The following is a 19,237-nucleotide window of genomic DNA, read 5'->3' on the forward strand; positions in this document are numbered from 1 at the left end:
CCGGGAGCCACGCATGAATCACGCCCTCGAAGGCATCCTGGTGATCGAACTCGGTACGGTCCTGACCGCGCCGCTGGCCGGCATGATGCTGGCCGACCTCGGCGCGCGCGTCATCAAGGTCGAGCACCCGAACGGCGGCGACCCGTTCCGCCGCCACGCCGGCAAGTTGTACAGCCCGCATTTCGCCTCCTACAACCGCAACAAGGAAAGCATCCAGCTCGACCTCCATGGCGAGGCCGGCCGGGCCGACCTGCTGGCCCTGCTGGCCCGCGCCGACGTGCTGCTGGAAAACTACCGGCCGGGCGTGATGGCCCGCCTCGGCCTGACTGAAGAGAAACTCGCGCAAATCAATCCGCGCCTGGTCTGGTGCTCGATCACCGGCTTCGGGACCGAGGGGCCGTACCGCGACCGGCCCTGCTATGACGCGGTGGCGCTCGGCCTCTCCGGCCTGGCCAGCCTGATGCTCGATCCGGCGCAGCCGTCGATGAACGGCCCCACCATCTCCGACAACGTCACCGGCATGTATGCCGCCTACGGCATGCTCGGCGCGCTGATGCAGCGCCATCGTACCGGCAAGGGTGCGCGCGTCGAGGTCAACATGCTGGAGGCCTCGATCGCCTTTTCGCCCGAGGGCTTCGCGCAGTACACCCGGCTCGGCGCCGTTCCGATGCCGCAGACGCGGGTGGCGATCTCGCAATCGCACGCCTTCCCCTGCGCGGACGGCGGACTGGTGGCGGTGCACCTGTCGTCGGTGGAGAAATTCTGGCAAGCCTTCGTCGCCGTCATCGAACGGCCCGACCTGCTGGAGGATAGCCGGTTCGGGACGCCGGAACTGCGCACCCGTCATTACGCCGCGCTGAACCAGGAAGTGGCGCAGACCTTCCGCACCCGTACGCGGGCGCAGTGGTGCGAGCGCCTGGCCGGCAGCGACGTGCCGTTCGCCCCCGTGAACACCATCCCGGAAGTGATGCAAGACCCCCAGGTGCGGCAGGCCGGCACCTTTTACGAAACCGCGCACCCGGAGCACGGCGCCATGATCGGCATTCACCGTCCGCTGACCATCGACGGCCGGCGCGGCCCCACCAGCCGGCCGGCGCCGGTCCTCGGCGAACACGATGCCGCGATCCGCGCCGAGTTCGGCCTCCCCATTTCAAAGGGCACACCATGAACCATCAAGAGATCGGCGACATCGCCGCCCTGCTGCGCACGGCTGAAGAGCAGGGCCTTCCCTGCGCACCGCTGCGCGAGCGTATCCTCGCCGCCGCCGGCGAGCAGGATCCGGTCGCCTGCGCCTACGCGGTGCAGCAACATAACGTGCAGCGCCGCGTCGCCTCCGGCGCACGCGTGGTAGGACGCAAGATCGGTCTGACTTCCAGCGCCGTGCAGAAGCAGCTCGGCGTCGATTCACCCGACTTCGGCATGCTGTTCGCCGACATGGCGTTCGGCGACGGCGAGGAAATACCGCTGTCTCGCACCCTGCAGCCGAAGGTCGAGGCCGAGATCGCGCTGGTGCTGGAGCGCGACCTCACGCACGAGCGCCATACTTTCGCCGACCTGGTTTCCGCCACCGCCTACGCGCTGCCGGCCATCGAGGTGGTCGGCAGCCGCATCGAGAACTGGAACATCAGGCTGCTCGACACGGTGGCCGACAACGCATCCTCCGGCGTGTTCGTGCTGGGTTCGCGGCCGGTCAGGCTGGAGCGCCTCGACCTGGTCAATTGCGCGATGACGATGGAGCGGCACGGCGACACCGTGTCCAGCGGCAGCGGCGCGGCCTGCCTGGCCAATCCGCTCAACGCGGCAGTCTGGCTGGCCGACATGATGGTGCGGGTCGGCACCCCGCTGCGCGCCGGCGACGTGCTGCTGACCGGGGCGCTCGGCCCGATGGCGGCGGTGGCGCCGGGCGACCGCTTCGTCGCGCGCATCGACGGCCTGGGCGAACTGCGCGCCGTATTCGGACAATGACAAAGGAGTCCAGCATGACCCAACAGAAAAAACGGCGGGTGGCCATCATCGGTCCGGGCAATATCGGCACCGACCTGATGATCAAGATCCTCCGCCATGGCAAGCATATCGAGATGGGGGCCATGGTCGGCATCGACCCGGCTTCCGACGGCCTGGCGCGCGCCGCGCGCATGGGCGTGGCGGTGACCCATGAAGGCGTGGAGGGGCTGGCGCGGCTGCCGGTGTTCGACGAGATCGACATCGTGTTCGACGCCACCTCGGCCGGTGCCCATGTCAGGAACGACGCCTTCCTGCGCAAGCTGCGCCCGTCGCTGCGCATGGTCGACCTGACCCCGGCCGCGATCGGCCCGTACTGCATCCCGGTGGTCAACGGCGACCGGCATGCCGACGCGCCGAACCTCAACATGGTCACCTGCGGCGGCCAGGCGACGATCCCGATGGTGGCCGCGGTGGCGCGGGTCGCCCCGGTGCATTACGCGGAGATCGTCGCCTCGATCGCCAGCAAGTCGGCGGGTCCGGGCACGCGCGCGAATATCGACGAATTCACCGAGACCACCTCGCGCGCGATCGTCGAGGTCGGCGGCGCGCGGGCGGGCAAGGCGATCATCATCATGAACCCGGCCGAGCCGCCGCTGATCATGCGCGATACCGTGTATTGCCTGGCCGCGCTCGATGCCGACCAGGATGCGATCCGCGCTTCGGTGCGTGCGATGGCAGCCGACGTGGCGTCCTATGTGCCCGGCTACCGCCTCAAGCAGGAGGTGCAGTTCGAGCGCTTCGGTCCGGAAAATCCGCCAAACCTGCCGGAGCTCGGCCGCCAGGCCGGACTGAAGGTGTCGATCTTCCTCGAAGTGGAAGGCGCCGCCCATTACCTGCCGGCCTATGCGGGCAATCTCGACATCATGACCAGCGCCGCGATGGCGACCGCCGAACGCATCGCGGCCGGCATGTCCGCCGCGGCGCTGGCCGCATGAGGCTTTGACGGAGACAAGCATGTTCAATCACGAGAAGAAAATCTACGTTTCTGACGTTACCCTGCGCGACGGCATGCACGCCGTGCGCCACCAATATTCGCTGGAGCAGGCGGTGCGCATCGCCCGCGCCCTGGATGCGGCAAAAGTCGATTCGATCGAGGTCGCGCACGGCGACGGCCTGCGCGGCTCGAGCTTCAACTACGGTTTCGGCGCGCATACCGATCTCGAATGGATCGAGGCGGTCGCCGGCAGCATGTCGCACGCGAAGGTCGCAACCCTGCTGTTGCCCGGCATCGGCACCATCCACGACCTGAAGAACGCCTACGACGCCGGCGCGCGCATCGTGCGCGTGGCCACCCACTGCACCGAGGCGGACATCTCGCGCCAGCACATCGAGTATGCCCGCGAACTCGGCATGGACACGGTGGGCTTCCTGATGATGAGCCACATGAACACCCCGGCGGGCCTGGCGCAGCAGGCCAGGCTGATGGAAAGCTACGGCGCGCAATGCGTGTACGTGGTGGATTCGGGCGGCGCCATGAATATGTACGACATCGCCGAGCGCTTCAAGGCCTTCAAGGACGTGCTGAAACCGGAAACCCAGACCGGCATGCACGCCCACCACAACCTGAGCCTGGGCGTCGCCAATTCGCTGGTGGCGCTGGAACACGGCTGCGACCGTATCGACGCCAGCCTGACCGGCATGGGCGCGGGCGCCGGCAACGCCCCGCTGGAGGTGTTCATCGCGGCCGCCGACCGCATGGGCCTGAAGCACGGCTGCGACGTCAAGATGCTGATCGACGCCGCCGAAGACATCGTGCGTCCGCTGCAGGAGCGTCCGGTGCGGGTCGACCGCGAGACCCTGGCACTTGGCTATGCCGGCGTGTATTCGAGCTTCCTGCGCCATGCCGAGGCGGCGTCGGCCAAGTACGGCATCCCGGCCTTCGACATCCTCGTCGAGCTGGGGCGGCGCCGCATGGTCGGCGGCCAGGAAGACATGATCGTCGACGTCGCGCTCGACATGTCGAAGCAGCGCGCGCCGGCCGCTGCCTGAAACCCGGATGCAAAAAACGTATAGCAGCCATGCACAGTTTCAGGTTGCAATATGTGATGCATATGTAGAGAATTCTAGAACAGAACTTCCAGAGCGTAAATCTGGTAAATATAAATACGGAGACAATCTCATGCCGCATGCGCCAATCAGCCACCGCGGGAAACGCCCGGCCAGCCTTATCCGGCTCGCGCCGCGCGCGTTTCCGATTCCCGGCAGTCTTCCCGACGCCGCTCTTACCGGAGCGCGCTGACCATCTTCGTCCGCACTGCGCAACCAGCCCGCGTGAGACGGGCCGCGACAGTCGAGCAGCACCAAACCGATCGGGCGGTATCCGCGAGGTCCGATCGTAGTCCGGCAGAAGGGCTGCACTCAGGCCCATACATAATAAGAATGGAGACACAATGAAGAAGTCAGTAGCGGGCCTGGCAGCGTTATGCGCGTCGGCCATGTCGTTTGCCCAGGTTCTCGAACGAGTTCCGGAGGCGCAGTCCAGCAGCGTGAAAATATATGGCGTGGCCGATATCGCGCTCGCCCAGTACCGGACCTCGGGCCAGTCGAAGACCGCGATGCACCCCGGCGGCTCGGGTTCGCGCCTCGGCTTCCTGGTCGGGGAAGACCTTGGCCAAGGCTGGGCGCTGAATGCCCGCCTCGAGGCCGGCATCAATCTCGATACCGGTACCTCGTCCTCCACCAACGGCGTGGCGAACCGCGTGTTCAGCCGCCAGGCCTATGTCGAGCTGGCGAACCGTGATTTCGGCGCGCTGCGCCTCGGCCGCCAGGAAGGCCCGATCTACGCTTTCTTCCCGACCTACGATCCGATGCTGCTGCCGGCGATGGATGCCTGGGGCGTGGTGACGACCCTCGGCTTCCCGGCCCCCGGCGTCGCATCCGGAAATGGAACATCGTCCGGCTTCCTGATCAATCCGACCGGGCGCACGGAGAACACGATCGGCTATATCTCGCCGCGCCTGGCCGGCGTGCAGGGCAAACTGTCGTACAGCCTCGCCGAGGGGGCGGCCACCCAGCCGAGCCTGGTCGAAGCGGGCGTCGACTACGTGGCCGGCCCGCTGCAGGTCGGCGTGCTGTACGTGAGGGCGGGCACCACCCCCGGCAGCGCGACCGTCCGGGCCACCGATTCGAACACCGAGATCGCGATCGGCGCCAAATACCAGGCCGGCCCGGTCCAGCCATACTTCACGTATATCCGGCGCGAGAAGACCGATCCGACCCGTGCCGCCGGCGGCGGCGTCCTGAACGACAGGGAGGAAACCGTCAAGCTGGTCGGCGTGACGATCCCGGTCTCGGCGCGCGGGGCCGTGCGCATGACGTATGGCCGCTATGCGAGCGGCACCGCCGGCGGCGACGCATCGAACTATGGCGTGGCCTACACCTACGAGGTCAACCCGAGGCTGATGCTGATGGCCGCCGTGACCCACCTGTCGCAGGACAGCGCGGCGCGCTACCCCGTGTTCCAGAGTCCCCGCCCCGATGCGGGCAAGTCGGTCGACGCCGTGACGACCGGCCTGACCTGGCGCTTCTGATCGATGTCATTTTTTTTCAACCTGAGGGGTAGTGAAATGTCCAACAAGTCGGCCTGGTACTACATCGTTCACTGGCTGCGCCTGTATTTCGGCGCCCACCTGCTGTTTTCCGGCATCCGCTATGCGGCCACCGCCTATGTGCCCGAAATTCCCGGCGTCGGCGGCGAATGGGTGCAGGCGAACGCCAACATCTACCTGTACCAGGCGATCAAGTATCTCGAGATCGTCACCGGTGCCATGATCTTCTTCAACCGCTTTACGCTGCTCGGCCTGATCCTCGAGTTCCCGACCACGGTGAACATCTTCTGGCTCAACACCTTCATCGTCGCCACGCCGCGCCAGTTGTTCACGGGGCCGCAGGAACTGTTCATGAACGGCGTCCTGCTGCTGGCCTACAGCGGCTGGATCTATGCGGCGGTGAAGCCGCGACTCGAGCCGCTGTGGCTGTGGGACGGCGAGCGTGCGTACAAGCCGGTCATCGGCACCCGGATCGCCGACCGCCAGGACACGCGCGATCTCCAATTCAAGAGCGAGGTGAACTGATGGACAGGAATAAATGGATCGCCGTTGCAGTCTGCATCGGCCTGACGGCTGCCGCTTATATCGGATCGACCGGCCTGTTCTACGCCGACTTCCGCCCGATCCGCAACTACGACCTGGTCGGTTTTGCCGGTTCCTGGGGCGGCCTGGTCTGGATGCTGATCCGCGACCGCAAGCGCCAGGGCTGAGCAAGGAGACGATCATGGAAACGAGCCGTAGAAAATTCGTGAAACTGTCGGCACTGATGGCATCAAGCTGGGCTGTGCCGGCCTGGGCGCTTGGCGATGCGGGCGCGCCGCAGGCAGGGCCGGGTGCCGCCCAGGTGCCGGACGCCGTCTACACGCTGGTCGACTATTGCCTGACTACCCGCTACGAGGCCTTGCCGGCGGACGTCGTTGCCGCCACCAGGACCCAGATCCTGGACACGGTGGCGGTTGCGCTGCCGGCGCTGGGCGCGGATGGGATCCGGCAGCTGCATGACTGGAGCCGTGAGACGGGCGGCAAGGGGGAAAGCCTGGTGCTCGGGACCAGGGAGCGCATGCCGGCCGAGAAGGCGGCGCGCCTGAATGCCTCGATGGCGGCGGCCCTGGAGTTCGACGATACCTACGAACCCGCGCTGATGCATGCCTCCTGCGTCACGATTCCGGTGGCGCTGGCGGTGGCCGATTTCGCCGGCCGCGTCAGCGGCAGGGAGCTCATCGCCGCGGTCGCCACCGGCACCGATGCGGCCTGCCGGCTGTCGCGCGCCGGCTCGCCCGGGATCTCGCCCTTCATCGTCGGCTGGGATCCGACCCCGATGTATGGCTTCCTGTCCGCCACCCTGGTGGCCGGCCGCCTGATGGGTCTGACGCGCGAACAGTTGGTGGCCGCCATCGGCCTGGCTTACCACCAGGTCTCGGGCAACGCCCAGGCCAGCATCGACGGCACCCATGCCAAGCGCCTGGGCGCCGGCTTCGCCGCCTACGGTGGCATCGTGTCGGCGCGCCTGGCGAAGCACGGCGTCATCGGCTCCGACCACGTGCTGCAGGGCGTCAAGGGCTTGTTCAGGCAATACCACGCCGGCAAGTATTCCGAGGAAGCCTTGCTCGGCGGCCTGGGCACCCGCTTCGCCGGTCTCGACATCGCGCCGAAACCCTATCCGTGCTGCAGGGGCGGCCACGTGGCGATCGACGGCGCCCTCGACCTGGTCAAGGCCAACGACATCAAGGCGGCCGACGTCGAAGGCGTGACGATCTACAGCCCGCCGGCCGAGATGATGCTGCTCGGCGCGCCGCTGGACAGGAAGCAGAATCCGAAGACCATCGTCGAAGCCCAGTTCAGCAACCCATGGATGGTGGCGGCGGCGATCCAGGACCGGGCGGTCGGCCTGCGCCATTTCAGCGACGCGGCCCTGCAGCGTGCCGACCTGCGCGCGCTGGCCAGGCGCATCGTCACCGTCGAAGACAAGACTTTGGTGCGGCCGGACGGCGGACCGGGCTTCGTGCGGCTGGAGCTGAGGACGCGCGACGGCAAGACCTATGACAAGCTGGTCAAGTTTGCCAAGGGCGACCCGAAGAACCCGATGACGCCGCAGGAGTACCGGAACAAGTTCTTCGAGTGCAGCGACGCGGCGGGCATGCCGCGCCCCCGGGCCGAGCGCCTGATGGCGCGCATCATGAAGCTGGAAGCGGAACCCGACGTGGCGGCCTTGAACGCCGCGATGTCGGTTGCTTAGGCGCGGGCAAAGTTCGCATTGTATGCAAGGTGGGTATATATGATAATGGCCCGAAGCAATTTCACGGACAGGACAATGCTGAGCACACTCTTCGAGCGCGTCGCTGGCCTGGTCCGCCCGGCGTGGCGGCATCTCTCCAACGCGCCGCCGGCATCCCTGGCTCGTCTCGTTCCGGCGCTGCTCGGCGCCTGCGTGCTGGCGCCCGGTCCCGCGCTCGCGGAACCGCCGGCGGCGCGCGAACTGGATATCGCCGACTATCGCGCCTACCTGCCCGAGGATCATCCGGTCCGCCAGGGCATGCGCAGGTTCGCGCAACTGGTCGAGGTGGAGAGCGGGGGCGGCCTGCGCGTGCGCCCGCGCAGCGACGCCTTGCCCGGCTCGCCCGCGAAACAGATCGCGGCCTTCCAGGCCGGCGCCCCCGGCGCACCGGCCCTGATGCTGGTGGCAGGCACCGGGCTGGCGTCGGTGGCGCAGGAGTTCGAGGTGCTCGACCTGCCTTTCCTGGTGCGCGACGGGCAGCAGGCCGACGCCTTGCTCGACGGCCCGTTCGGCGATGTCCTGCTGTCGCGCGTGGCCCCGGCGGGCCTGGTCGGGCTGGCATGGTGGGAAAACGGTTTTCGCCAGATCACGAGTTCAGGCGCCCCGATCCGCCGGGCCGACGACCTGCGGGGCCTGCGCTTCCGGGTGATCGGTGAACCGGTCTTCATCGATACCATGCGGGCCATGGGTGCCGACCCGGTACCGCTGCCGTTCGGGGAGCTGTACCAGGCCCTGAAGACGCGGCGTGTCGACGCGCAGGATAATTTCATCTCCCAGATCCTGGCCGGCCGCCTGCATGAAGTGCAGTCCTCGCTAACCCTCACCAATCATTCCTATGGCCCGCTGGTCATGGTGGCGAATGCCGGCACGTGGAACAGCCTGCGCCCCGACCAGCGGCGCGTCCTCCAGGCGGCCGCGATCGAGGCCGGACGGTTCCAGCGGCGCCTGGTGCGCGACGAAGCCATCCAGGCGCGCGCACGGCTCGCGGAGCAGGGCATGGCCGTCAACGAACTGGCGCCGGCCGAACTGGCGAAACTGCGCGCCCTGACTGCACCCGTGCGCGCCCGCTATCTTGAGCGGCAAGGGAGCGCGTTGTGGCAGCTCTACCAGGCGCATGCCGCCGAACGATGACGACACCATAAAAAAATTTTTAGACAGGAGACACTCTGAATGATCAGCGATAAAAGACTGAACAACATATCGGTCGCGCTGGGCCTGCTGCTGACTGCTTACGTGGCGCAGGACCTGCATTTCAATCCGCGCTGGTATGGCGACAACGGCCCCGGCGTCGGCAAGCTGCCGCGCGACATCGTCGCCGGCTACATGAACACCGCCTACGGAAGAGGCCAGGTCGCCGAGGCGGCCAGGCTGTACTACACGAGGAAGACGATCGACGTCACCCCGGACGCTCCCTACCGCAGCGACTCCTCGCCGCTGAAATCCACCGTGCGCGAGGTGGTCGCCGAAGGCCTCAACGTCGCCGTCCACCATTGCGTCGAAGGCGATGGCGGCGCGCGGGAAGTGGTCGACATGTTCCGCACCTGGAACGGGCGCATCCTGTGGCGCAAGACCATCGCCCAGCCCGTGAACGGCCCGTCGTGCGCCGCCAGCGAGCTGGCAAGGCCCGTCGATCTGGGACTGAAGCCCGTATCGGGCTGAGGTGCCGGAACCTCGCCCGAGCCGGGAAGGGCGCCCGGCCACAACAACCGCAATGGAGACAAGCATCATGGCAGTGACAACCCGTGCCGTCGCAGGCACCACCAACAAACTCGATATCTGGTTCATCGGCAAGCTCGTGCTGATCTTTTTCCGCATCATGCTCGGTGCCTGGATGATCGTCAGCGGCAGCAGCCACCTGCTGACCGTGTTCGGCTTTGCGCCGATCTTTCCCCAGCCGCTGGGCAACCTGCACCCATCGAACGTGATGCTGGTGGCGCTGCTCGAAGTCGGCCTGTTCGACCTCGTCAAGACGGTCGAGCTGGTCGTCGGGCTGTGCCTGGTGTTCAACGTCTTCGTGCCGCTGGCGCTGGCCGCCGCGCTGCCGGTGTCGTACATGGTGTTCCACAACTCGATCGCGCTGAACATGCGCTATGACCGCATCTTCAGCACCTATATGGCGGTCTGGTGCCTGTACATGAACGTGATCCTGCTGCTCGCCTATATCCGCTACTACCTGCCGATGCTCAGGATGCGGGCGCCGATGGGCACGCTGGAGGATTTCCGGATGCTCCCATCCATCTTCCGCGACCCGGACCAGGAACCGGGCAAGTCCGGACACTGAGCGCAGGCCGGCGTCCTCTCCAACTTTCGATCACTTCATTTGCGGATTCAATATGGCTGACCATTCCAACCCGGCCGAGATGGCCAAGAGCCGGCGGCGCGCCGTCGTCGCCAGCTACCTCGGCACGACGCTCGAGTATTACGACTTCCTCCTGTACGGCGTCGCCGCGGCGCTGGTATTCCCCCACATCTTTTTCGTCAGCCTCAACCCCATGCTCGGCACGATGTCGGCCTTTGCCACGCTGGCGGCCGGCTATTTCGCGCGCCCCCTGGGCGCGGTCGTGTTCGGGCACTACGGCGACCGGCTGGGACGCAAGAAGATCCTCATGATCACCCTGATGATGATGGGCGGCTCGAGCGTCCTGATCGGGCTCTTGCCGAGCTTCCAGCAGATCGGCATCATGGCGCCGGTCCTGCTCGTGGCACTGCGCCTGGTCCAGGGCTTCGCCATCGGCGGCGAATGGGGCGGTGCGACCCTGATGTCGATGGAACACGCCAAGCCCAGGGGACGCGGGCTGGCGGTATCGATCGTGGCCTCGGGAGGCCCGAGCGGCGCCCTGCTGGGCACGATGGTGATGATGCTGTTTTCCAAGCTGCCGAACCAGGACTTCCTGAGCTGGGGCTGGCGCGTGCCTTTCCTGCTCAGCGCACTGCTGCTGGTACTGGGCGTCGTGATCCGGATGGGTGTCGAGGAGACCCCTGAATTCGAAGAGGCGCGCAAGAAGCGCCTGGCGTCCGGCAAGAAGGTGAGCGTGCTGCCGGTCGTGACGGTGTTCCGCCACAATCGCCTGCAGGTGCTGTCCGGCGTGATCGGCGGCCTGGCGCCGCTGGCCTTCGCCACCTTCGGCGCGGCTTTCCTGCTGAATTACTCGGTCACCGTGGGGCACAGCCGCACGGATTCCCTGCTCGCGATGACCATCGCCAACTTCATCCACATCTTTACGATGCCCTGTTTCGGCGCGCTGTCCGACCGCCTCGGCCGCCGTCCGCTCCTGATCACCGGCGCGATCCTCGGCGCGGTGCTGACCTGGCCGATCTTCCTGCTGGTGAATCACGGCAGCCTTGGCGCCCTGATCCTCGCGCTGGTGCTCGCACTGCCGCTGATCCAGGCGATGCTGGGCGGCCCCGTGAATACCTGGATGGGCGAGAAGTTCGCCGCCGACGTGCGCTACAGCGGCATCGCGGTGACCTTCCAGATCGCCTCGACCCTGGGCTCCGGCCTGTCGCCGATGATCGCCTCGGGCCTGCTGGCCATGCGCGGCGGCACCGATCCGGTACTGGTCGCCGTCTTCTTCGGCGGCCTGTGCGTGGTCAGCGCGATCGCGTATTACTTCAGCGCCGAGCGTTTCGACCAGGAGCTGCCGGTGTATACCGCCGGCACCGACGAAGCGGAAGCCGCTGCGCGCGCCGAGGCGCCGGGCGGGGCGGGCAAGGCCGGGGTGCGCTGAGTCTTCCGCTGGCGTCTTTCGGGGGCCTGCTGCGTTCGTGCAGTGGGCCCTTTGTTCATTGGGCGCCGCGTGCTTGTTCGGAGGGCAGCAAGCTCATAAACTGGTTGATGTCGGGTGCCCCCGATCGGCCAGAGGCGGACGATGACGATCGTCGCCGGCATCGGGAAATAGAGGACTACAACAAACGATGAGAAAACTCATTAGGCTGTTAATAGCGCTAGTCGCTGCTGGGAGCGGAGCTTTGTTAGGCGTGTTTATCGCAGGCGCTTTTGTCAGCGCCACATACTCGTGCACGTCACAACCCAGCGACCCTTGTGACGCTGGCGCCATGGTGGGACTCGGCCTCACGCTGATTCTCAGTCCTGCCTTGGGCTTGATGTGTGGTGGTCTTGCTTTCTGGGCATGGGGACGTCGTCGAATCACGGCACAACATCGCGGAGAGCCGCTTAGGTAGGTCCGCTTGGGTGGGTTGCGCCCGGTCGTGACACTGTATGACTTTTGCGCCGTATAACGCCCTGCTGTCGTGAGCCGAACGGCCGGGTTTGGCCATGAGCGGCTGCCAGATGGTCGAGCTTCGACCAGCCGACGGGTGTCAGGTAGCGGAAATGAATGAAGATATGGTGAGCCAAGCCCAACCGCACGAGGTCGAGCGGTATCCCGGCTCACTGGCAGCCGGCAGCTGATGCATGATCGGGCAGCGCCGCTCCAGGGCGGGAGCAGGACCGCGGCACACGACCGGCAGGGAGACAGAGGAAGTGACAGGCCGCCGGCGGCAGCGCCGGCGGCAGCGCTTACAGGTCGAGCACCAGGCGCTCGCCTTTCGCCCGCGAGCAGCACACCATCATCGACTTGTTGCCGGCGCGCTGGGCCGGCGTGAGCACCTCGTCGCGGTGGTCCACTTCACCTTCCAGCACGGCCACTTCGCAGCAGCCGCAGATGCCGGCTTCGCAGGACGAGTCGATGGCGACGCCGTTGCTGGTGAGGACTTGCAGCAGCGTCGACCCGGTCGGCACGCGCAGCTCGATCCCGCTGCGCGCCAGGGCGACGACGAAGCCGCCGCCATCCGTGGCAAGCGGCTGCGAAGCGCCGAAACGTTCCAGGTGGACCGTCTCCGGCGCGCGTCCGGCCGCCGCGGCTTCGTAGGCGGCCAGCATCGGTCCCGGGCCGCAGCAATAAAAATGCGTGTCCGCCGGCGCCGCGGCGACGATGGCGCCCATGTCCAGCACGGCATTCGCTTCGTCGTCGAGGTGCAGGCGCACGCGCTCGCCGAAACGCGCCAGTTCGGGCAGGAAGGCCAGGTCGGCGCGCGAGCGGCTGGCGTACCACAGCTCGAACGGGGCGCCGGTCCGTTCGAGGCGCTCGGCCATGCACAGGATCGGCGTGATGCCGATCCCGCCGGCGATCAGCACCGTGTACGTGGCCTGTTCCTCCAGCGGAAAGTGGTTGCGCGGCTGGGACAGCTCGAGGAGGGTACCGACCCGCAGCTGCTCGTGCATGTAGCGCGAGCCGCCGCGGCTGTTCGGGTCGCGCTTGACGCCGACCAGGTAGCGATCGGGCGCCTCGCCGGCGTGCAGCAGCGAGTACGAGCGGGTGATGCCGTTGGCCAGGTGAACGTCGACGTGGGCGCCGGGCGTGACGGCGGGAAGCCGTCCGCCTTCCGGGCGCACGAATTCGTAGACCAGGATGTCGCGGGTCGCGTAGGCGATCGACTGCAGGCGCACCTGGAGCCGGGCCTGGCCGCCGGCGGACGCGAGGGGAATGGGCGCGGCCGTCATGTCAGCCCCCGGCAGCGCGCACGGCCACCGTCATGGCGCCGATGCCTGCGATCTCGCATTGCATCACGTCCCCCGGCAGGACCCGGCCGACGCCGGCGCAGGTGCCGCTCATGATGATGTCGCCGGGGTGCAGGGTGTAGTAACTGGAGGCCCAGGCGATCTGCTCGGCGATCCCGATGATCATCTCGGCCGTGCTGGCTTGCTGGCGGACCTCGCCATTGACGCGCAGGCGGATGTCGAGCGCCTGCGCATCGGCGATGTCGTCGGCCGTGACCAGCCACGGACCGAGCACCGAGTAGCTGTCGACCGACTTGCGCAGCGAGCGGTCTTCCGGACCGCGCACCGTCATGTCGAGCGCGATCGCGTAGCCGGCCACGCAGGACATGGCCTCGGCCGGCGAAACCTTGGCGGCGGTCCTGCCGATCACGACTCCGAGTTCCAGCTCATGGTGCGAGAGACGCTCCGGGAAGCGCAGGGCCACGCCTTGGCCCGGGCCGACCAGGCTGCTGGCCGCCTTCAGGAACAGTCCCTGTTCGCGGATGTCGCCCTTGTAGCGGTCGGTGAAGGTGGCCTGGTCGGCCTTTGCCTCGGCCACGTGGTCGGCGTAGTTGACCGGCACGCCGATGATCTTGCCCGGGTTGGCCACCGGGCTCAGGAAGCGCGCTTCCTCCACCGGGATCGATGCGGCGGAGGGCAGCAGCAGGTCGATGGCGGCGCGCACGGTGTCGAGGTGGGCGGTCAGGAGATCGCCGGGTGCGGCGGGATAGCGCGCAGGCGGCAGCGCTTCCAGTGCGGCGCTGACGTCATGGACTCTGCCGCCGACGACGGCGCCCAGCTGTTGATGGTTGTACCAGCAGATTTTCATGGTGATGCTCTTTCGGGTGGAACGTTTCAGGGAGCGGACTGGATTTCTTCGGTCAGCACGCCGAGGCGGCGCAGGACGTCGGCGTCGGAGACGACGAACAGGCGCGCCTCGCCCTCGGCGCGGTGCGAGACCCAGTGGTGTTGCGGCAGCGTGAAGGTGTCGCGCGGTCCCCAGGCGATGACCTGGTCGCCGATCCGGGTTTCGCCATGGCCTTCGACCACGGTGCACACCAGGTTGGCATTGGTGCGTGCCGGCAGCGTGCGCAGGCCGGCGTCCAGTTGCAGCATCGCGGTATCGAGCAGGGGCATCGCGCCGCCGCCGGTCAGCGGATTTACATAGCGCACGCGGCGGGCGCCGTCGGGCGAGGGCGGCGCATGGCGCAGGGCGCGCACCGCGTCCGCATATGGGTAGCGGAACACCGGCGAGTGGTCGCGCCGGCCGCCGATCGCGACCGGCACGATGCCGGGCGAGGCGAAGGCGGCGTCCGGCATGGTCGTGGGCGCGTCGGTCACGGGGCCGGGCTGGAACACGATCGTGCCGAGGTGCTGGTGCAGCGGCACGTCCAGCACGTCGAGCCAGACCACCGCTTCCTTGCCGTCATGCCGGTGCTCGTGCCAGCACATGCCCGGCGTGAGTACCAGGTCGCCGAATTCCATCGCACATTCCTTGCCGTCGACCAGGGTGACCGCGCCCGAACCTTCGAGCAGGAAGCGCAGCGCATTCATGGTGTGGCGGTGTGGGCGCGCGGTCTCGCCGGGCAGCAGGCACTGCAGGGCGGCGAGCACGCTGCCGCAGGTGTATTCGTCCGCTGGCGACGCCGAGTGCGGGCTGAGCATCTGCAGCACGCGGCGCTGGACCGCGGCCGGCGAGGTTTCGCGGAAGGCCAGTTCGACCAGCGGGCGGGTCTCTTCCCAGCGCCAGATGTGGGCGGCGGCCGGCGGTGGCGGCGGCTTGTGGGCGTTCGGGCTGTTCCACAGCGGCGCGAGTTGGGCGGCGTGCCAGCGCGCGTAGGGATCGGATTGGGGCTGGTTCATGGCATGGCCTTACAGTTTGAAGGATTCGAAGGTACCCGGATGGAACAGGTCCTCGGGCGTCACGCGGCGCGAGGACAGGCCCTGCCGGTGGTGGTGGTCGAAGAACTTGTCCAGCACGTGGCGGTTGCCGTCGATGCCATAGGACCAGAAGTCCTCGCCCATCAGGTCGCGCGCTTCCTTCAGGCGTTCTTCGGCGAAGGGCAGGGTGATCTTGGTGGCCGAGGTGTCGCTCAGGTGCTCCAGGGCCAGCTGCTTCGACTGGTTGAAGGCCTTGAACACCGCGCCTGGCAGCCAGGGGTGCTTGTCCGCCAGTTCGCGCCGGACGCCGAGGATGTGCATGATCGGGAAGATGCGGGTACGGCGGTAGTAATCCTTGGCGGCGGCGACCGGGTCGGGGTACAGCCAGCCGATGTTGGGGGTGCCCGGCGCCACGTCCGGCGGACGCGGTGCGACATAGGCGTCGATCTCGCCCTTGGCCAGCAGGCTGGAGATCGTCTCGCCTTCGGGCGCGTCTTCCAGCCTGACGTCGTCCGGCAGCGCCAGCCTGATTTTTTCCGGCCGGCCCGCGTGCGAAATGCCGCCGCGCACCCAGGTCACGTCCGCGGGGGCGATGCCGTGGTCGTCCTGCAGGAAGGAGCGGACCCAGACATTGGCGGTCAGCTGGTATTCGGGCAGGCCGATGCGGCAGCCGCGCAGGTCTTCCGGGCGGTTGATGCGGTCGGTGCGCACGTAGATGGCCGTGTGGCGGAAGGCACGCGACAGGAATACCGGCACGCCGACGTAGGGCAGGGTGCCGGCGGCAGCCTTGACGGTGGAACTGGAGAGCGACAGTTCGCAGATGTCGAATTCCTCGGCGCGGAAAGCGCGGAAGAAGATCTCTTCCGGCGACAGCGTCATGAAGACGGGATCGACGCCGTCGATCTGGACGGCACCATCGATCAGGGGGCGGCAGCGGTCATAGTTACCGATGGCCACGGAGAGCTGCAGTTTGTTCATGTGTTTCCTTGACGGGTTGTCCGGTGGCGCGCAGCGCCGGTGGGTGGCACTATTTTTTGTGATGGTGGCAAGCGGAGCAACGCGAAAACCTTCATTTCAGCTATGCTGCCGCGGCATGAATGCGCATACCCCGCATGAATGCTGGCCCGCGCCGGCCAGGCCCCGGGACCGTGTGACGGTACGCCTTGCCCCGCCGTGGATTTTCTTGCAATATCCCGTATTACCATTGTTATCCCTCTCAGCCGAGCGTCCAAGCAACCATGTCCACGATTACGAACCGCCCCCGCCGATCCGGCGAACATCGCACCAGCGCCGCCTCGCGCGAACGCATCCTCGACGCAGCCTTCGAGGTCATCTGCGACGAGGGCTACAGCGGCGCCACCATGGCCAAGGTCGCGAAGAAAGCGGAGCTGCCGGTGGGTAGCGTCTACTGGCATTTCGAGAACAAGGACCTGCTGCTGGCCGCGCTGATCGAGACCAGTTTCGAGCGCTGGCACAGCCAGATCGCGTCGACCCTCCAGCCCCTGCCGGGCGAGACCTTCGAGCAGCATATCGAGCGCATCTTCGAACCAGCCGAAGAGGGCCGGCAATACGATGCGGCCGACTTCTGGCGCCTGGGCGTTATCCTGAGCGTGGAGAAATCGGTGCGCGAACAGGTCGCGCGCGAGCGCTTCCTCAAGATCCGGCAATTGCAGCGCGCGGAGTTCGCTTCCTGGTGGCGCAAGATCCTTCCCCGCGAGCTGCTCGATCACGATGCCGACCTGCCCGAACGCCTCAGCGGTTTCACCCTGGCCCTGCAGGACGGGAATGCGATCGCAGGCGCCTCGGGAGAGTCGATCAAGGCCTTCCGCCCCATGCTCGCCTCGAGCCTGGTGCACCTGGTAGCGAAGGCAATGGCCGAACTGGCCGCCGCGCCCGCGCGCAAGAGCCGCAAGTCCTCGCTGGCCAAGGCCTGATTCTCCGGCGCGCCATCCGGCGCGCGCACTGCTCACTCCTCCCGGAGGCGCGTCCAGCGCCTCCCGCCCCGCCTGTTCCAGACGCTGAACCGTGACCGTGCTTTACCTGACGGTGCCGACTTCCGACGCAAAAATAATATATTGATTCTAGAACGTATATTCAGCTAATATATTTTGACCACTCCGGCACAGACTTTCGTGCCAGGGAGTAGGGCAACCAAAATTGATGCGAATGGAGGAAGACGTGGCGATCGTGACCGAAGAAAGTACAAGCAAGCGAATCAAGACCAGAAACTGGGACATCCACTACCACGAGGCGGGCGAGGGTCATCCCCTGGTCCTGGTGCACGGCGGCGGGCCGGGCGCCTCCGCCTGGAGCAACTACAACCCCAACATCGCCACGCTCGCCAGGAAGTACCGCGTGCTGGCAGTGGACCTGCCCGGCTGGGGCAAGTCGCAGGCGGTCACCTACGACCGGCGCGACAACAGCGGCGCCCTGGCCGAGTTTCTCGAAGCCCTCGGCATCTCCCAGGCCGCCTTCGTCGGCAACTCGATGGGCGGCTCGTCCTGCATACGCCTGGCGTATGAACGGCCGGAGCTGGTCTCGCACCTGATCACGATGGGGTCCTCGGCCGGCGTGCCGGGCATCTTCGATCCGGCCGGCCTGAGCGAAGGCGTGAAGGCGCTGGAAGCGGCCTATTTCAATCCGTCCATCGAGACCATGCGCAAGTTCGTCGAAGGCATGGCCTTCGACACCCGCCACGTCACCGATGACTTGCTGGCCGAGCGCGTCAAGGCGACCCTGGCACGTCCGGACCATATCGAAGGCTGGAAGAGCGGCCACGGCAAGCCGATGGTCAGGCTCGACCCGCAGCGCGTGGCCACGATCACGGCGCCGACCCTGCTGATGCACGGGCGCGACGACCGTACGGTCCACTTCAATTCGGCGCTGACGCTGGCCCGCGCCATCCCCAACTCGCGCGCCTACATCGTCAACCGCTGCGGCCACTGGGTCCAGCTCGAACACACCGACGAATTCAACCGCGTGATCGATTCCTTCATCGAAGGCAACCCGGCCGCCGCGAAACCGGCAGCCTGACGGGAGACACGGGATGATCAAGTCGCTTGCTTATCTTGGCGTGCATTCCCCCGACTACAAAGAGTGGGAAAGCTTCGGTCCCGAAGTGCTGGGACTGCAGCTTGCCGGACACGGTCCGGACGGGGCGGTCCGCCTGCGGCTCGACGAAGCCGCCCACCGCATCACGATCCACCCGGGCGAGCGCAATGCGATCGCGTATATCGGCTGGAGTCTCAAGGACGAGGCCGATGCGAAGGCCATCGCCGGCCGCGTGGTGGCCCATGGCCTCGAAGTGACGCGTTCGCGTCCCGACGAAGACGCGCAGCGGAAGGTCGAGGGCTTCTACTGGTTCGAGGATCCGTCCGGCTTTCGCCATGAGCTGAGCTGGGGGCAATACCATACGGTCGCTCCCTTCCATCCCGGCCGGGCGGTCACGGGTTTCCGCACCGCCGAGCAGGGCCTGGGACATGTGGTGCTGGCCGTCGCCGACCTCGAGGAAGGCGACCGCTTCTACCGCGAGGTGCTGGGCTTCCACCAGTCCGACATCGTCCGCGACGGCCCGCTGGAAGCGCATTTCTATCACATCAACGGTCGCCACCATTCGCTGGCGATCAGCAGCCTGCCAACCCGCGACGTGGCCTTCCTGCACCTGATGATCGAGGTGAACTCCCTGGACGACGTCGGCGCCGCGCACGACATCTGCGAGCAGCGCGGGATCCCGATCACGACCACCCTGGGCCGGCACAGCAACGACCACATGATTTCGTTCTACATGTACACGCCGTCCGGTTTCCGCCTCGAGTATGGCTGGGGCGGCCTGGACGTCGACCACGACCTCTGGGTCCCGCGAACCTACGACAAGCCCAGCAGCTGGGGACACCACCGGCAGCACAAGGAGTTGACCGCGTTGATGAGCGACCCGGGATCGCGCTGACGGGACCATCAGGCAAGCCCCAATTCCGGCCGCGCATGCTGCCG

The 19,237-nt window shown here is 66.8% G+C and carries 19 protein-coding genes; 15 read left to right on the forward strand and 4 right to left on the reverse strand.

Annotated elements, in window-relative coordinates; genetic code table 11:
- Window positions 1–13: 13 nt before the first annotated feature.
- The 12 genes from AC1DOP_RS00435 (at window position 14) to AC1DOP_RS00490 (ending at window position 11,555) form a co-directional block, all read left to right on the forward strand.
- On the forward strand, window positions 14–1,168 hold the full coding sequence (locus tag AC1DOP_RS00435) for a CaiB/BaiF CoA transferase family protein (RefSeq protein WP_477249059.1): 1,155 nt from the start codon (window positions 14–16) through the stop codon (window positions 1,166–1,168).
- Window positions 1,165–1,965 (forward strand): 2-keto-4-pentenoate hydratase, encoded by an 801-nt coding sequence (gene mhpD, locus AC1DOP_RS00440; protein ID WP_477249061.1) that lies wholly within the window; start codon window positions 1,165–1,167, stop codon window positions 1,963–1,965. Before AC1DOP_RS00435 ends, mhpD begins: the two co-directional genes overlap by 4 nt.
- Window positions 1,966–1,979: 14 nt before the next feature.
- Entirely contained in the window at window positions 1,980–2,939 is a 960-nt protein-coding gene (locus AC1DOP_RS00445; protein WP_477249063.1) for an acetaldehyde dehydrogenase (acetylating), read from the forward strand.
- 19 nt (window positions 2,940–2,958) lie between these two features.
- Window positions 2,959–3,993, forward strand: a complete 1,035-nt coding sequence (dmpG, locus tag AC1DOP_RS00450) for a 4-hydroxy-2-oxovalerate aldolase (RefSeq protein ID WP_477249065.1) — start codon at window positions 2,959–2,961, stop codon at window positions 3,991–3,993.
- 401 nt (window positions 3,994–4,394) lie between these two features.
- Window positions 4,395–5,534 carry a porin gene (locus AC1DOP_RS00455; RefSeq protein WP_477249067.1) on the forward strand — a complete coding sequence of 380 codons (1,140 nt, stop codon included), beginning with the start codon at window positions 4,395–4,397 and terminating at the stop codon, window positions 5,532–5,534.
- A 36-nt stretch (window positions 5,535–5,570) separates the two neighbouring features.
- Complete coding sequence (locus tag AC1DOP_RS00460) at window positions 5,571–6,077, forward strand: hypothetical protein (protein WP_477249069.1); 507 nt, start codon at window positions 5,571–5,573, stop codon at window positions 6,075–6,077.
- The gene (locus tag AC1DOP_RS00465; RefSeq protein WP_477249071.1) at window positions 6,077–6,262 is read left to right on the forward strand and encodes a hypothetical protein; all 186 of its coding nucleotides are present in this window, start codon (window positions 6,077–6,079) and stop codon (window positions 6,260–6,262) included. Before AC1DOP_RS00460 ends, AC1DOP_RS00465 begins: the two co-directional genes overlap by 1 nt.
- 14 nt (window positions 6,263–6,276) lie before the next feature.
- A complete protein-coding gene (locus tag AC1DOP_RS00470; protein WP_477249073.1) occupies window positions 6,277–7,788 on the forward strand; it encodes an MmgE/PrpD family protein in 1,512 nt (503 codons plus the stop codon).
- A gap of 75 nt (window positions 7,789–7,863) precedes the next feature.
- Window positions 7,864–8,958 carry a DctP family TRAP transporter solute-binding subunit gene (locus AC1DOP_RS00475; protein WP_477249075.1) on the forward strand — a complete coding sequence of 365 codons (1,095 nt, stop codon included), beginning with the start codon at window positions 7,864–7,866 and terminating at the stop codon, window positions 8,956–8,958.
- 39 nt (window positions 8,959–8,997) lie between these two features.
- On the forward strand, window positions 8,998–9,486 hold the full coding sequence (locus AC1DOP_RS00480) for a hypothetical protein (RefSeq protein WP_477249077.1): 489 nt from the start codon (window positions 8,998–9,000) through the stop codon (window positions 9,484–9,486).
- Window positions 9,487–9,553: 67 nt separating this feature from the next.
- Window positions 9,554–10,108 (forward strand): DoxX family protein, encoded by a 555-nt coding sequence (locus tag AC1DOP_RS00485; RefSeq protein ID WP_477249079.1) that lies wholly within the window; start codon window positions 9,554–9,556, stop codon window positions 10,106–10,108.
- Between the two features lie 52 nt (window positions 10,109–10,160).
- Complete coding sequence (locus tag AC1DOP_RS00490) at window positions 10,161–11,555, forward strand: MFS transporter (protein ID WP_477249081.1); 1,395 nt, start codon at window positions 10,161–10,163, stop codon at window positions 11,553–11,555.
- A gap of 791 nt (window positions 11,556–12,346) precedes the next feature.
- On the opposite strand, the gene AC1DOP_RS00495 is transcribed toward AC1DOP_RS00490, so the two are convergent.
- From AC1DOP_RS00495 to AC1DOP_RS00510, 4 genes are read right to left on the reverse strand one after another with little or no spacing between them, the layout of a single operon-like run.
- Entirely contained in the window at window positions 12,347–13,330 is a 984-nt protein-coding gene (locus AC1DOP_RS00495; RefSeq protein ID WP_477249083.1) for a PDR/VanB family oxidoreductase, read from the reverse strand.
- 1 nt (window position 13,331) lies between these two features.
- A complete protein-coding gene (locus AC1DOP_RS00500) occupies window positions 13,332–14,195 on the reverse strand; it encodes a fumarylacetoacetate hydrolase family protein (protein ID WP_477249085.1) in 864 nt (287 codons plus the stop codon).
- A 26-nt stretch (window positions 14,196–14,221) separates the two neighbouring features.
- A complete protein-coding gene (locus tag AC1DOP_RS00505) occupies window positions 14,222–15,229 on the reverse strand; it encodes a cupin domain-containing protein (protein ID WP_477249088.1) in 1,008 nt (335 codons plus the stop codon).
- A gap of 9 nt (window positions 15,230–15,238) precedes the next feature.
- A complete protein-coding gene (locus AC1DOP_RS00510; RefSeq protein ID WP_477249090.1) occupies window positions 15,239–16,225 on the reverse strand; it encodes a substrate-binding domain-containing protein in 987 nt (328 codons plus the stop codon).
- A 260-nt stretch (window positions 16,226–16,485) separates the two neighbouring features.
- On the opposite strand from AC1DOP_RS00510, the gene AC1DOP_RS00515 reads away from it, so the two are divergent.
- The 3 genes from AC1DOP_RS00515 to AC1DOP_RS00525 all read left to right on the forward strand — a co-directional run bounded on the left by AC1DOP_RS00515 (window position 16,486) and on the right by AC1DOP_RS00525 (window position 19,193).
- Window positions 16,486–17,181: a TetR/AcrR family transcriptional regulator gene (locus tag AC1DOP_RS00515; protein WP_477249092.1), complete on the forward strand. Its 696-nt coding sequence runs from the start codon at window positions 16,486–16,488 to the stop codon at window positions 17,179–17,181.
- Window positions 17,182–17,425: 244 nt separating this feature from the next.
- A complete protein-coding gene (locus AC1DOP_RS00520; RefSeq protein ID WP_477249094.1) occupies window positions 17,426–18,280 on the forward strand; it encodes an alpha/beta fold hydrolase in 855 nt (284 codons plus the stop codon).
- Between the two features lie 13 nt (window positions 18,281–18,293).
- Window positions 18,294–19,193: a VOC family protein gene (locus AC1DOP_RS00525; RefSeq protein ID WP_477249096.1), complete on the forward strand. Its 900-nt coding sequence runs from the start codon at window positions 18,294–18,296 to the stop codon at window positions 19,191–19,193.
- Window positions 19,194–19,237 lie beyond the last annotated feature (44 nt).

This window comes from Massilia sp. 01N410, assembly GCF_056399665.1.

What these genes read in the sequence shown, in the direction of transcription:
- AC1DOP_RS00475 (WP_477249075.1), top strand. Translation starts at nt 7,864, where the DNA reads ATGCTGAGCACACTCTTCGAGCGCGTCGCTGGCCTGGTCCGCCCGGCG.
- mhpD (WP_477249061.1), top strand. Translation starts at nt 1,165, where the DNA reads ATGAACCATCAAGAGATCGGCGACATCGCCGCCCTGCTGCGCACGGCT.
- AC1DOP_RS00455 (WP_477249067.1), top strand. Translation starts at nt 4,395, where the DNA reads ATGAAGAAGTCAGTAGCGGGCCTGGCAGCGTTATGCGCGTCGGCCATG.
- AC1DOP_RS00515 (WP_477249092.1), top strand. Translation starts at nt 16,486, where the DNA reads ATGTCCACGATTACGAACCGCCCCCGCCGATCCGGCGAACATCGCACC.
- AC1DOP_RS00495 (WP_477249083.1), bottom strand. Translation starts at nt 13,330, where the DNA reads ATGACGGCCGCGCCCATTCCCCTCGCGTCCGCCGGCGGCCAGGCCCGG.
- AC1DOP_RS00500 (WP_477249085.1), bottom strand. Translation starts at nt 14,195, where the DNA reads ATGAAAATCTGCTGGTACAACCATCAACAGCTGGGCGCCGTCGTCGGC.
- dmpG (WP_477249065.1), top strand. Translation starts at nt 2,959, where the DNA reads ATGTTCAATCACGAGAAGAAAATCTACGTTTCTGACGTTACCCTGCGC.
- AC1DOP_RS00445 (WP_477249063.1), top strand. Translation starts at nt 1,980, where the DNA reads ATGACCCAACAGAAAAAACGGCGGGTGGCCATCATCGGTCCGGGCAAT.
- AC1DOP_RS00490 (WP_477249081.1), top strand. Translation starts at nt 10,161, where the DNA reads ATGGCTGACCATTCCAACCCGGCCGAGATGGCCAAGAGCCGGCGGCGC.
- AC1DOP_RS00525 (WP_477249096.1), top strand. Translation starts at nt 18,294, where the DNA reads ATGATCAAGTCGCTTGCTTATCTTGGCGTGCATTCCCCCGACTACAAA.
- AC1DOP_RS00470 (WP_477249073.1), top strand. Translation starts at nt 6,277, where the DNA reads ATGGAAACGAGCCGTAGAAAATTCGTGAAACTGTCGGCACTGATGGCA.
- AC1DOP_RS00465 (WP_477249071.1), top strand. Translation starts at nt 6,077, where the DNA reads ATGGACAGGAATAAATGGATCGCCGTTGCAGTCTGCATCGGCCTGACG.
- AC1DOP_RS00505 (WP_477249088.1), bottom strand. Translation starts at nt 15,229, where the DNA reads ATGAACCAGCCCCAATCCGATCCCTACGCGCGCTGGCACGCCGCCCAA.
- AC1DOP_RS00435 (WP_477249059.1), top strand. Translation starts at nt 14, where the DNA reads ATGAATCACGCCCTCGAAGGCATCCTGGTGATCGAACTCGGTACGGTC.
- AC1DOP_RS00460 (WP_477249069.1), top strand. Translation starts at nt 5,571, where the DNA reads ATGTCCAACAAGTCGGCCTGGTACTACATCGTTCACTGGCTGCGCCTG.
- AC1DOP_RS00485 (WP_477249079.1), top strand. Translation starts at nt 9,554, where the DNA reads ATGGCAGTGACAACCCGTGCCGTCGCAGGCACCACCAACAAACTCGAT.
- AC1DOP_RS00480 (WP_477249077.1), top strand. Translation starts at nt 8,998, where the DNA reads ATGATCAGCGATAAAAGACTGAACAACATATCGGTCGCGCTGGGCCTG.
- AC1DOP_RS00510 (WP_477249090.1), bottom strand. Translation starts at nt 16,225, where the DNA reads ATGAACAAACTGCAGCTCTCCGTGGCCATCGGTAACTATGACCGCTGC.